Source organism: Flavobacterium sp. Root901 (assembly GCF_001429765.1).
Lineage (GTDB): Bacteria > Bacteroidota > Bacteroidia > Flavobacteriales > Flavobacteriaceae > Flavobacterium.
The window spans coordinates 929,871-943,170 of the sequence record NZ_LMJB01000005.1; the positions used below are offsets into that span (position 1 = coordinate 929,871).

The 13,300-nt window shown below is 31.7% G+C and carries 6 protein-coding genes; 5 read left to right on the plus strand and 1 reads right to left on the minus strand.

The window, feature by feature from the left end; all coding sequences use genetic code 11:
- On the plus strand, positions 1 to 6,387 hold the full coding sequence (locus ASE21_RS07825; protein WP_057122042.1) for an FG-GAP-like repeat-containing protein: 6,387 nt from the start codon (positions 1 to 3) through the stop codon (positions 6,385 to 6,387).
- A 237-nt stretch (positions 6,388 to 6,624) separates the two neighbouring features.
- Here ASE21_RS07825 and ASE21_RS22395 read toward each other — a convergent pair whose 3' ends face one another.
- Positions 6,625 to 6,753, minus strand: a complete 129-nt coding sequence (locus ASE21_RS22395; protein ID WP_262487406.1) for a hypothetical protein — start codon at positions 6,751 to 6,753, stop codon at positions 6,625 to 6,627.
- Between the two features lie 355 nt (positions 6,754 to 7,108).
- Between ASE21_RS22395 and ASE21_RS07840 the strand changes: the two genes are divergently transcribed.
- The 4 genes from ASE21_RS07840 to ASE21_RS07855 all read left to right on the plus strand — a co-directional run bounded on the left by ASE21_RS07840 (position 7,109) and on the right by ASE21_RS07855 (position 13,277).
- Complete coding sequence (locus tag ASE21_RS07840; RefSeq protein WP_128414669.1) at positions 7,109 to 7,771, plus strand: hypothetical protein; 663 nt, start codon at positions 7,109 to 7,111, stop codon at positions 7,769 to 7,771.
- A 660-nt stretch (positions 7,772 to 8,431) separates the two neighbouring features.
- Positions 8,432 to 9,187 carry a tail fiber protein gene (locus ASE21_RS07845; protein ID WP_057122046.1) on the plus strand — a complete coding sequence of 252 codons (756 nt, stop codon included), beginning with the start codon at positions 8,432 to 8,434 and terminating at the stop codon, positions 9,185 to 9,187.
- A 6-nt stretch (positions 9,188 to 9,193) separates the two neighbouring features.
- Complete coding sequence (locus ASE21_RS21930) at positions 9,194 to 10,171, plus strand: hypothetical protein (protein ID WP_057122047.1); 978 nt, start codon at positions 9,194 to 9,196, stop codon at positions 10,169 to 10,171.
- 313 nt (positions 10,172 to 10,484) lie between these two features.
- Positions 10,485 to 13,277, plus strand: a complete 2,793-nt coding sequence (locus ASE21_RS07855) for a TonB-dependent receptor (RefSeq protein WP_057122048.1) — start codon at positions 10,485 to 10,487, stop codon at positions 13,275 to 13,277.
- Positions 13,278 to 13,300 lie beyond the last annotated feature (23 nt).

Genomic DNA, 13,300 nt, shown 5'->3' on the forward strand with positions numbered 1-13,300 from the left:
ATGAAGAAGTTTTATTTTACTCTTTCGTTTTTAATAATTGGTTTGTTTTCTTTTGGGCAGTCATCAGAAGTTGGTGTTACAGAGGGGGAATTATCAGTCTCTCTGTCAGGAGCAGCGACTTATACAGTTCCAATTGCAGTTCCAACTGGAATTAATGGTGTTGTGCCTCAAATTAGTTTAACATATAATAGTCAGTCTGGAAATGGCATTGCAGGTTACGGATGGAATGTATCAGGAATTTCAACCATTTCTAGAATCCCAGCTACCAAATTTCATGACGATGTTATTGATGCGGTTGATTTTAATGCTTTAGATCGATTTTCATTAGACGGTCAGCGCTTAATAGTAAAAAATGGAACTGATGGAGTTTATGGAGCTGATAAAACAATTTATGAGACAGAAAGTTTTTCTAATATAAAAATAACGTCTTTTGGAGCACATCCTTTGGGTGTAAATTATGGTCCTGCTTATTTTTTAGTTGAATATCCGGATGGTTCCAAAGCTTATTATGGTTATTCTGCGGATTCTAGATCTGTAACAGATTGGGCAATTACATATTGGGAAAATCCTCAAGGAGTGCGAATAAGCTATAATTATTCTGCATCAGATAATTCATTTAATAATGTATTAAATATAATATCTATAAAATATGGTAGTATTGCAACGGCAACACCTATAAATGAAATTAGATTTAAATATAATGATAGGAAACGAGCTGAACAGGCTTATATAGGCGGGCTTAGCATTATTAGAAATACAATTCTGAAAGAAATTAATGTTATTGGAAATGGATTAGGTTTTAGGAATTATGTTTTAGATCAAGAAACAACTTCTTTAAATTATCAACGTTTAAAATCTATTACAGAAAAAAGTGGTGATAATGCTAAAAGTTATAGTCCTACTACTTTTAGCTATGATGATACTACTAGTCCTACTCCCCTAAAAGCGAATATAGAAGCAACATTAGGATGGTCGGGAATAACTAACTTGAATACGGATTATATTACTGGTGATTTTGATAATGATGGTAAAACAGATATTATCTTATATTCAAAAACAGTAGGATTAAAAGATAAATATACTTTGTTTTCAAATATTGTGTCAGGAAGACTTAATACTGGACAACAAGATAATGTAGGAACTTTTGAAAATATTTTTCCCGCTGCTTTCTTAAGTTCAGATAATAAATTATTACCTCAAGGATGGGCTGTGTTAAAAAAAACAGATGAAAGTTGTATTATTTCACTACATGGATCTGGTTCTACTTCATCCACTACAAAACATTACGAAAAGAAATACAATTTTAGTAAAACAGTAACTAAAGCATCAAATTGGTCTTATTGTGATTCTAAAGACTATAAAGGAATAGTTTTAGAAAACATTCCTATCGATTATTATAGTGGAGATTTTAATGGAGACGGACTTACAGATGTTATCGCAATTGAAAAAAGTTTTTATTACGATATGACGGTCTGTAATTTTGGAAACCGTACAACAGAATATCAAAGAACTTTATATCAAGGAGGAACAGTCCATTTTTTTAATTTAGACAGAAGGATTATATCTGACCAACCGGATAATATTGGAAATATTACTATGAGTGTTGGTAATGGTACAAAAATCTATATAGCTGATTTTAATGGTGATGGAAAGTCTGATATTTATGTTTTTGAATCTGGTTTTATAAAAATATATGATTTAGATAAAAATAATAAATTAACCTTACTATATAAAAATGAATTAACAGATTCTGGTATAGCTCTTGATCGACCAATTTTAGTGGGGGACTATAATGGAGATGGAAAAATTGATTTTGTTATACCTAACGAATTGAATAAAGATAATTGGAATTTTTATCTTAGTACAGGTACATCACTAAAAAAAATAAACTCAACTATTGGGTTGCCTTATGAAAATGGAAATGTAGGCTATTATCAAGTTAAAAGTAGTGATGGAGTTGAAAGGTATCCCTATAGTTTAAAAGAAAGTACTTATATAGCTAATGATTATAATGGAGATGGGAAAACAGATATTTTATATCAACAAAATTTAACAGCTGCGCAAGATGGTTTTTTTGGAAAAACAGGATCTCCGATAGTGACGAAATTGATTTTGTATGAAAATCAAATTGTGACAGATAAAGAAATTAAATTTTCTGCAATTGGAGCTCCAGAAGAGTTTGCAGGAATAGGCAGAAACTCTATTCCAATTTTTACTAATCACAATCAGGTAAATCAAAATTTGGAGTACAGTGTAATTTATGATAACATGATTAAATCTTTTAAAAGTCCTAAAGATAATCGTGAAGATGTGCTTTTAAAACGAATTACAAATGGAAATGGAATAAAAGAAACTATAACGTATAAATCTTTAAAACAAGACCCGTATGAACCTATTTATAGTCCAACAGCTCTAATAGAGACTTTTCCCAATACTGATATTGTAATTGCGCCGGGTTTTAAGATTGTTTCAATGCTGGAAAAACAGAGCGTAGCTGTTTATAAAAAACAACAGTACTCTTATTTAGGTGCGGTAACTAATGCAAACGGAATAGGTTTTCTAGGTTTTCGTTCTACATCTAAAACGAACTGGTATGAAAAGGATGAGCAGATTGTTACGACTCTTTCTTTAAATGATATTAATTTAAGAGGTATAAATGTCGAAAACTATACTGTTTTGGGATATTATAAACCATTAATGCCAAACCCAAATGGAGCCATTATGGCAACTAATATCTTAAAAGAAAATAATTATACAATAACAACTTCTGATAATTTGGTTGCAACACAAAGCATTATTTTAAAACCTAATACATGGATTAAGTCAGGAAGTACATTTACAGCAAAAATAAATGAAGATGGGAATGCTGGGAAATCTTTAAATACACCAACTAATTTTATAACAAAATCTTTACTGACTTATGAGAGTGAATTATTGTCGAATAAAGTGTTTAAGATTAAAAATATCAAAACTAAAGAATATAATAACCTGGAAGGTACTAGTAGCGAAACGTCTATAAGTTATGATGCTTATAATAATCCTGTAAAAGCTACTACTTATTTAAAAGAATCTGGATCAACGGTACAAACAACAGTAGCAGATATTAAATATATTTCTCCTTCGGTTTCCCCTTATATAGTAGGCAGAGCTTCCGGTAAAACTCAAAGCATCACTATATCTGGTGATGTAATGACATCAGAAGAACAATATGTGTATACCAATAGTCTACTTACTCAGATTAAGAAAAAAGGGAACAATACCAATTATATTACAGAGGATAATATATTCGATGCATTTGGAAATATTACTAAAAAAACCATATCAGTACCTGGACTTGCATCAAGAATAACCAGTTATGTATATGATCCTTCAGGGCGATTTGTGATAAAAAGCACTAATATAGAAGGACTCTCTACCGACTTTACATATAATTTGAGTAATGGAACATTGCTTTCAGAAACTAATCCTTACGGATTAAAGACAATTTACGAATACGACAGCTGGTTAAAAAAGACTAAAACAATTGATTACTTGGGTAAAAATAAGATTTATACATATACTCGTAATGGAGAGAAGATAATTATCACAACTATTGCAGATGATGGTAGTAGTAGTGAAGAAACTTTTGATGATCTGGGCAGAAAAATAAAATTAGGAGGAAAGAACTTAAATGGCACTTTCGCTTATATAGATTATGGCTATGATATTTATAATCGTAATTATAAAATAAGTGAACCGTATGTTGGATTATCTGGGACACAATGGAATGAAACAAAGTATGATGAATATGGAAGAACAATTCAGAATATTACATTTACAGGAAAAACTACAGATATTACCTTTTCAGGGCTTAGTACAACATCAAGCGATGGTGTAAAGTCAAAAACATACGTTAAAAATGCGATGGGGAATGTGATTTCAATGACAGACACTCCGGGAGGGACGATAAAATATACCTATTTTGCCAATGGTAATTTAAAGGATTCGGACTATGGAGGCGTAAAAACTACTATTTCACAAGATGGCTGGGGAAGAAAAACAAAGTTAATAGATTCTTCAGCTGGTACTTATAGCTATGAATGCAATGATCTGGGAGAAATCACAAAAGAAACAACTCCAAATGGAACAATAACTTATACACTCAATACGGAAGGGAAAATAATTGGAAAAACAGTATCAGGAACTAAGACCAACTCAAAAACAACATACACTTATGACTCTATATCTAAATTACTTTTAAGTAATAAGTTTGAAGATTTAAGTAATGGCACAAATACAATTACAAATAGTTATACCTATGATACTTACAAACGTATTGTCAAAACAATTGAAACCACTCCTTATACAAGTTTTACAAAAGAGGTAACTTACGACGATTTTGGCAGAATCGATACAGAAACATCTACGGCAGTTGCTGGTGGAACAACAACTACCAAAACAATAAAAAACACATACAAAAATGGTTCTCCTTGGCAAATAATCGATAATAATACAAACGTTGTACTTTGGCAGGCTAATGCTATTAATGCTAGAGGACAGCTTACAAGTGCACAAAATGGACCAACAGCTATTACTAATGCTTATGATACTTATGGTTTTGCGTCACAATATAAATTTGATAAAACTGCTAACTCAGCTAATATTCTAACATTAAATACAGTTTTTGATGTTAAACTTGGAAATCTGACAAGTCGTACCAATAACTTAATGGGAACAAAAGAAAGTTTTAAATATGATAAGCAAGACCGTTTAATAGAGTTTACCAATGTTCAAGGATTGCAGGAAAAACAACTTTATGACGATCAGGGAAGAATTACTGAAAACAATTTAGGGAAATACACTTATTCAAAAGATAAGCCTTATCAAAACTCAGATATAACACTTTCTTCGGAGGCATCAACTTATTATACTACAAGGCCAACACAAACGATTACTTATAACGTGTTTAAAAGTCCTGTAGAAATAGAAGAAACGGGAATAGATAAAATAAGTTTTGAATACACCGATAATAACAGCCGTACTGCCATGTTTTATGGAGGTTTACAGACAGATAAGCTGCAAAGACCTTTCCGTAAATATTATTCTGCCGATGGTACTATGGAAGTTAAGCAAAATATGATAGCAGGCACTTTTGAGTTTATTACTTATATTGGAGGTGATGCATACAGTGCACCTATGGTAGTAAAAAGTAATGGGACAACACAGAATTATTTATATTTACAACGAGATTATCAAGGGTCTATAATAGCTATAACTGATCAGACTGGAGCGATTGTAGAGAAAAGATCATTTGATGCATGGGGAGCAATTATAAAAGTACAAGACGGTGCTGGTAATATTTTAAAGGGTCTTACAGTTCTTGACAGAGGTTATACAGGTCATGAACACTTGCAAAGCGTTGGATTAATAAACATGAACGGTCGTATTTATGATCCTAAACTGCATCGCTTTTTACAGCCTGATAATTTTGTGCAGGATCCGTTAAATACACAAAACTATAACAGGTATGGTTATGTATTAAATAACCCGTTAAAATTTACAGATTATAGCGGAGAAAAATTTAAACTAAGTTTTAATGATATATTTGCCGGTCTCGAAATAATAGCCGGAACGGCATTGACCATATTTTCTGCAGGAACAGGCGCAGTTATAGGAGCTGGATTAATAGCTGCGGGTGTTGGGCATTTTGCAGCAGCTTACAGCGAATTTAAACAAACAGGAGACTGGGGAGCAGCCTCGAAAAATGCAGGTGTCTTTTTTAATATATCATTTGAAACCGATTTTGGTTATGATAGTTCTAAAGATAAACAAAATGGTGTTACACAAAATCAGCCAGTTGTTGAGCTTAAAAGTGATGGTGATGATTTTGATTTTAAGAAAGCAAATAATGTTGGAGACACAAGACCATTAATAGTGCAATATAATGAAAAACTACGAGTGCCATATAATGAATATGATTCAACTGGCGCAGTAATTACAACAATGGGTACAGCTTTTGCAATAGGTGAATATAAAATGTTTAATAAAGAAACATGGTATAGTATAAAAAAATGGAAGACATATGGTCAGCATTTTAACGGTAATGGAGCTACAGGAGGAAAAGTAGCTTTAGCATCAAGAGTTTCAACTGGTTTTAAGATAGGCGGATATGGGCTAGGAACTTATAACGCTTGGTCAATAAATAATCAATATAATAATGGAGAGTTAAATACGTCAGGCATGATAATGGAACAATCTTCCAATTTATATGCAACCTTTGGAGGAACTTATGGAGTGGCTTGGGGTATCGGCTGGGAAGGTGGAAGAGCAATAACAAAGACTACTTGGTATCAACAATGGAAAAATGATTATTGGTATAATTTTAGGGAAGAGCATTTTGGTTATTAATTTAAATGAAAAGAATCTTATGGATGTCATATATTATTATTATTATTTATTTTATAAAAAGATAATTAAAGATAGTGAACCTCATTTATTAACAATAATTGCTTTAAGTGCTACAGAGGGTTTTTTTTTAAATATAATCTTAGAAATAATATTAATTTTTTATAAGTGTACACAAACCAATGGTATTATATGGATGGGTATTATCTGTCTAGCGAACTTATTTAATTATTTTTATTTTTATAAATCTAAAAGAGCCATAAAAATAGTCAAGGAAAAACCTAAGTTTTTTTCAAGTAACAAAATATCAATATTGCTAACTTTTTTATTTTTTATTTTTTTTTCTGCGTCAATAATTTGGGGATCCATTTTAACAAAATTTCTTTTGAAAACTTATTGTAATTAGATCTGTTGCTTCACGAATCCTTTCGTGTGATCGTATACAGATTAAAGTGTAAAATGTTAAAGATGAGTAAAAATATAAATTTGGGAATAAAACAGGAGTTATCTTCTAATAAAATATAAATGTATTCAGATTGTGTTCACGAGCAAGATGCTCGCGCCAGCGGGGGATCTTCAGTTGGAACAACTTTATATTTTAGTCCGCAAGAATTTACAAACCATATGAGTCATATAATGAATAATATAGGCCAATCTTTGTCAAAAGCATGGTATGTTCTTTCAATAATTCCACAAATAACACCATTTTATTACTAAATTTGATATGAATAAGACTTTGAAAATAATAATAATAGCAAGTATAAGCATGCTAGTAATTAGCTATTTATCTTATATTTTTTATGGTATTATAAGATACAGTCACTCTTCGGATTGGCAGACTTACAAACAATATATATGGATTTTTAAAGACTCTGCTAAAAAAGATATTAATACTAATTTCTGTTTTAGTTATGTAAAAGAAAGAGATGTCTATAATAATTTTGATTATAAGGATATTTATAATGTAATGGTATGGGAGTTTAAAGACTTGGGTAATGCTGAATTGAAAAAATCAACCATTAACCAAAATGTTGATCTTGAAGATGTGAAATTTGACTCTGGAGAAATATTAAATAAAGGCAGCAAATTAGAATTAACAATTAACTATGGTTTTGTTTTTAATTCTGCCATCAATGTAAATTTAGATAAATATTCAAAAATAGAGAGAACCTTTAAGGAAACTAATTATAAGGGGTTTTATGGTTCAATAAATCAAATGTCCTTCAGTGATGAAAAAGGAGAACACCAAATACTTTTAGATTTTACTAAACGAATAACCCCAACATTATTTTTATTTTACAAGGGGCATCAAAGTTTTTATATAATTATGATTTATTCAAAGAATCTATTTGATGAGAATATAATTAAGATATTAAATCTGGAGTAGTTCCTAGTCTAGTTGGAGCTGCATTAATAAGTGCAGGAGTGTACATTTTGGTACTGCCTACGCTGAGTATGTTAAAACAGGTGATTGGAATGCCGCATCAAATAATGCAGGATTAGTTTTGGTGCAACCCGTTCGTGCAGATATGTTTTTCCACAATGATAGCGCAGATTTGCAATCTGTGCCCGCAAAGAAAAGCACCCAAGAATTAAGTATTAAAGGATAGTTTGCAGTAATAGAAAAAGTGAAGTATAAATTAAAAAAGCTATAGCACGTAGATCTACTTTGTGGGCACAGATTGCAAATCTGCGCTATCGGGGTTTTGAACAACGTACAGGTGTCATTGGTATTCACAGTGGAAAGTTTAATGTCATGTACGAAAATGGTGGTGGTATTGGTATAAGACATTTGAGGTTAGAGATAGAAATGATAGTTATAGAATTGCGGCTTTAAATTTGTCGTATTTTTTCTTATTTTTATTTCCTCACTGTTTTGGGGAGGAATTTGCTCAAAGTATTTATTAGAAAGTTATTGTAAACAAGATTCATTGTTTCACTGAAGTGAACCTAGAAAAAGGGAACTCAAATTTATTGACGCCATATATCTCGCTTTATTATAAAAAATAATTTAACAGGATTTAACTTAAAAAATAAAAATTTAAATATGAAAAAAATAATGTTTTTTGCAGTAATGTTTTTTAATGCATTTATTTACTGCCAGACTTTTGATGGTAATTTAGGTTCTAATAGCTTAAGATGGAACACAGAACAAAAAGATTTTAATGCACTGCCCAGGGTTGGAATTAACCCAATGTCTATAAAGCTTTGGGATAATTATGCAGGAACTGGTGCGCCATCGACCTATGGGTCTTTGTTAGAAATTTACGGAAAATATGCGCATTCAGTTTCTCAACTATATTTTAAAAGTACTTGGGAAGGTGATAAAATGATGTTTAGGAGCGCCTTCTATAATCAGAACTATTGGGGCGAATGGCGAACTTTATTAGACTCGAAAAGTGATATTGAATCTTCGGGTATTTTAAAAATTACTGGGACGGCTAATAGTTTCGTTTCTGGAAGTCTAGGTGTTGGCACAACAACTACAGGAACACATAAACTGGCAGTTGAAGGTTCAGTTGGAGCAAGAGAAGTAAAAGTACAGGCAATAGGATGGGCAGATTTTGTATTCAAAAATGACTATAATTTACCAACACTTGCAGAAGTTGAAAAACACATTAAAGAAAAAGGCCATTTAGAAAATATTCCTAATGAGAAAGAAGTTTTAGAAAATGGAATTAATCTTGGAGAGATGAATTCAAGACTACTTCAAAAAATAGAAGAACTAACACTTTATATGATTGAAATGAAAAAAGAAATTGAAAGGCAAAATGAAGAAATTGAAAAACTTAAATTTAAATAAATAATTATGAAATTAAAATTTATAATAATTTTATTCTTTATTTTAAGTGCATTATCAGCCCAACAAATAGGAGATGGATTTGCTCCTGCAACTATTACGAATTTTTCAGCTCCTATTAAATCTGGAATTTATAATGGATTAAATACAACTACTATTGGTATGGTTCCTGATAATAGTCAAGTATGGCAACATTTAATTGTTGCAAGACACATAGGAACGACAAATAATTATCAATTACAAATAGCATCTACTTTTGCTGTTAATGACAGGCTGTTTTTTAGAAAAATTGCAGCAAGCGATTTGTCTGCTCAAAACACAAATTGGGTTGAATTGGCAACAAGAGGAATTAATAATTTTGAAGGTAATCAAACCATAAATGGAAGCGTTGGGATAGGAACTTCTACACCTCTTGCTAAGTTAGAGATTAATAATGGGAACTTACTTGTTCGAAATCTTATTAACTCAGATAATGAGTCTGCTACTATGATTGCACAGACTATTTATAATAATGGAATTTATGGTACTTCTATAAAAAGTATTACTCAAAGCGGAGGAAATAACACCTATGGGATGCAGTTTTTTACCCAAGAATCGTATGTGACAAAACAAACGGAAAAAATGAGAATTTTAGGTAATGGAAATGTTGGTATAGGTGTTTTAAATCCATTAAATAAACTAGATGTAAACGGGACAATACATTCAAAAGAGGTTAAGGTTGATATGGACAAATGGTCAGATTTTGTATTTAAAAAAGAATATATCCTGCCTACACTTCAGCAAGTTGAAGAACATATAAAAGAAAAAGGTTACTTAGAAAATATTCCAAACGAAAAAGAAGTTTTAGAAAATGGAATTAGTTTAGGAGAAATGAATTCTAAACTTTTACAAAAAATTGAAGAACTAACACTATATGTTATTCAACAAAACAAACAAATTACTAATTTGCAAAGCAGATTAGATAAAATAGAATTAAATTCCAATTAAGATAGAGAAAATATCAATAATGTTAAAAAAGCGAGATTTAGGTCTCGCTTTTTTTTATTGCCATATTTTTTTTCTTAGCTATGTATTTTTATTAAATCCTCAAAAAACAATAAAAATTTTATATGTATGCATAGTATTGTAATTTTTCTTAGTTTAATATTGATTTTTATTTAATAAAATCAATTACGAAATAGTTAAAATACTTTTAAAAATTGTGATTAATATTAATTTTTTTTAACGTTTTTTTATTAATATTAAAAATATTTGTATTTTGGCTATTAAAACTAATAAGAACTAACCAAAAACTAACCTAATGAGAGTCTACTTGCTAATTATGTTGTTTTTCAGCGGAATATCTTTTGCGCAGAATACAATTACAGGTTCTGTTACTGATAGTAACAAACAATCTATTCCCGGTGCCAATGTTGTTGTACTTGGAGGCAGCGGAGGTGTATCAACTGATTTTGACGGAACATTTAAATTAACCACAAGTGCTAAATTCCCTTTTTCAATAAAGGTATCTGCAGTGGGATTTGAAGCGCAAACAATCAATGTTACATCTGTAAATCAAAAATTAAATGTTGTTTTAAAAGATGAAGAAACTAAACTGGACGAGATTGTAGTATCTGCTTCAAGAACTCCTGAAAGAGTTATCGAATCTCCTGTTACTATTGAAAGGATGGGGATTCAGGAAATTAAAAATACAACGGCTCCGAGTTTCTATGATGGATTAGAAAATTTAAAAGAAGTGCATTTCAACACGAGCAGTATTTCTTTTAAATCAATTAATACTCGTGGATTTGCTACAGTAGCCAATACCAGATTTATGCAGTTAGTAGACGGGATGGATAACTCTTCTCCGGCATTAAACTTTGTATTAGGAAACTTAATTGGTGTTTCTGATATTGATGTTGCAAGTGTGGAGCTTTTACCGGGAGCTTCTTCTGCTCTGTATGGTGCCAATGCCTTCAACGGAATCATGTTTATGAATAGTAAAAGCCCTTTCACAAACGAAGGAATTAGTGTTTATTATAAATACGGACAAACTAACCAGGATATTGCCGGAACAAATGATTATAATGATTTCGGAATTAGAGCGGCAAAAGCATTTACTAAGCATTTTGCTATGAAAGCTAATTTTACTTACATGAGGGCTACCGAATGGATCGCCGGAGATAAAAGAAGTATGACGCCGGGAGGTGACAGTCATGCGGTAAATCAAAATTATGATGGATTAAATATTTATGGTGATGAGGTTACAACTTTTATTTCAAATGTTGGTCAGGTAAGCAGAACTGGTTACCGCGAACAAGATTTGACTGATAATAAAGTTAAAAGTATGAAAGCCGATTTTAGTGCTCATATTAAACCTTGGGCGGATGACACAGAATTTATTTTGCAATATAAAATTGGTACAGGTAGTACGATTTATCAAGGTGCAAACAGATATGCATTAAAAGATTTCTTAATGCAGCAAGGTAAATTTGAGGTAAAAGGAAAAAACTTTTTTGGAAGAATATATTTTACAAGTGAAGATGCAGGAGATTCTTATGATATGAGATTTGCTGCATGGAATGTGAACAGAGCTGCAAAATCAGATACGGAATGGTTTACAAATTATGCTACGGCTTATCAATATGCAGGTGCAGTTATGGGAACAAATGCAAATGAGTCTGCTGCAATAGCTAGAAACTTTGCAGACTATAATGTTCTTCCGGCTGCTATTTCTTTTATTCCAAAACCAACAGGTTCTCCTAGATTTGAACCGGGTTCTGCTCAGTTTAATAATGCTTTAGCAACGGTTGTTTCAAATCCTGATTTAACACAAGGTGCTAAATTTATTGATCATTCAAAATTATACCATTCAGATGTAAATTATAATTTTAGAGATATTATCAAATGGGCTGAAATTCAGGTTGGTGGTTCTTGGAGAAAATATGTGATGAATTCTGAAGGAACAATCTTTACAGATTACGACGGACCAATCGATTATAAAGAATATGGAGCTTATGCTCAATTACAGAAAAAATTCTTAGACGACAGATTGAAATTTACAGGGTCCTTACGTTACGATAAAAGTCAGAACTTTGACGGAAATGTTTCTCCGCGTGTGTCATTTGTATATTCTGCAGGGGAGTCTAAAAGACATAACTTTAGAGTTTCTTATCAAACAGGTTTCCGTAACCCAACAACACAAGATCAATATATTGGTTTGGATTTAGGTCCATTTGCATTAATTGGTTCTGCAGCTGAAAATCTGGACCGTTTTCAGGAAACAGTAAATGTAAGTTCAGCAGGACAGGCAGTTGCTGGTCAGCCGGCTACGATTAATATGTCTGGTCAGAATGCTTATCATAATGCTTATACAGTAGCTTCTGTTCAGGCATTTGCAGCTTCTTCAAATCCAAATGATCTTCAGGTTGCGAACATCGGATTAGTAAAACCGGAACAAGTGCAGGCTTTTGAGGCGGGATACCGTACTGTTGTTCAAAATGATTTATCAATTGATATTAACGGATATTACAATATCTATAATGATTTCATGAATACGGCAAGAGTTATTTCTCCTTATTACGGAACAGTAGGAACAGATCCAAGTAATCCTGCAGTACAACAAACATATCAGGCATTAGCTTTTGGTGACAGAAGAGTGTATCAGGTTTATACTAATACGACAGCTCAAATTTCTTCTTTAGGATTCGGCGTTGGTTTGTCTAAAAAAGTATATAAAGATTTTGAGTTGGGAGTTAATTACAATTATGCTCAGTTTAATTTTAAGCAACAAGATGACCCTGATTTCGTTGCAGGATTTAATACTCCAAAACACAGAATTAAAGCTTCGTTAGGAAATTCTAAAGTTATTAAAAACTTAGGATTCAATGTGAATGTGAGATGGAATACAGAATACTTATGGGAATCATCTTTTGGAGACGGAATTATCCCGGAAAATACTGTTCTTGATGCTCAGATAAATTATGCACTGCCAAAATTAAAATCTGTAATAAAAGTTGGTGCAACAAATCTTTTCGGAAAAGATTATCTTCAGGTAATTGGGGCAGGTATGATTGGTCAGCAATGGTTTGCTTCATGGACAATTAATCCTTAAATGATATAATTATCTGCGTGAAC

What these genes read in the sequence shown, in the direction of transcription:
- ASE21_RS07845 (WP_057122046.1), top strand. Translation starts at nt 8,432, where the DNA reads ATGAAAAAAATAATGTTTTTTGCAGTAATGTTTTTTAATGCATTTATT.
- ASE21_RS07840 (WP_128414669.1), top strand. Translation starts at nt 7,109, where the DNA reads ATGAATAAGACTTTGAAAATAATAATAATAGCAAGTATAAGCATGCTA.
- ASE21_RS07825 (WP_057122042.1), top strand. Translation starts at nt 1, where the DNA reads ATGAAGAAGTTTTATTTTACTCTTTCGTTTTTAATAATTGGTTTGTTT.
- ASE21_RS22395 (WP_262487406.1), bottom strand. Translation starts at nt 6,753, where the DNA reads ATGGATCCCCAAATTATTGACGCAGAAAAAAAAATAAAAAATAAAAAA.
- ASE21_RS07855 (WP_057122048.1), top strand. Translation starts at nt 10,485, where the DNA reads ATGAGAGTCTACTTGCTAATTATGTTGTTTTTCAGCGGAATATCTTTT.
- ASE21_RS21930 (WP_057122047.1), top strand. Translation starts at nt 9,194, where the DNA reads ATGAAATTAAAATTTATAATAATTTTATTCTTTATTTTAAGTGCATTA.